The organism is Mesorhizobium jarvisii (assembly GCF_003601985.1).
GTDB lineage: Bacteria > Pseudomonadota > Alphaproteobacteria > Rhizobiales > Rhizobiaceae > Mesorhizobium > Mesorhizobium jarvisii.
The window spans coordinates 1-406 of record NZ_QZXA01000040.1 but is presented as its reverse complement, the minus strand read 5'-3'; the positions used below and the strand labels follow the sequence as shown (position 1 = coordinate 406).

1 pseudogene is annotated in these 406 nt (G+C 56.2%); it reads right to left on the bottom strand.

Features of this window, described 5'->3' with window-relative positions:
• Nucleotides 1-72: 72 nt before the first annotated feature.
• Nucleotides 73-406: pseudogene (locus tag D3242_RS33205) on the bottom strand (hypothetical protein); the annotation flags it as partial.

Genomic DNA, 406 nt, shown 5'->3' with positions numbered 1-406 from the left:
GCACTGCATCCAGTTGTTGCGCCTTAAGCCAGTCGCGCAGCGAAGCGAGTAATGTCATCTGGATTTTCCTTCTTACAGGCTATCGATTAACAATTTGCCTTTACGGAACATCATCAGACGCAGGAACACCACCATCAGCGCAGTTATGACTGCCCCCAGCGCGATCCCCGCCATATAGACGCCCAGGTTAGTGACCAGCGGCCATGCCCAGATAGCGGACTCCGGGAACCATTGCACTGCGCCCAGCCAGACAGCGGCGGTTGAGCCGACAATAGCGCCGACCATATACGACGGAATGGCGGTGATGGGGCTTTCCAGCGCAAACGGAATCGCACCCTCACTGATCCCCATAAACGCCAGGAACATGGCGGTCTTACCCTGCGGATAAAGTTGAGCGTTGAACAGG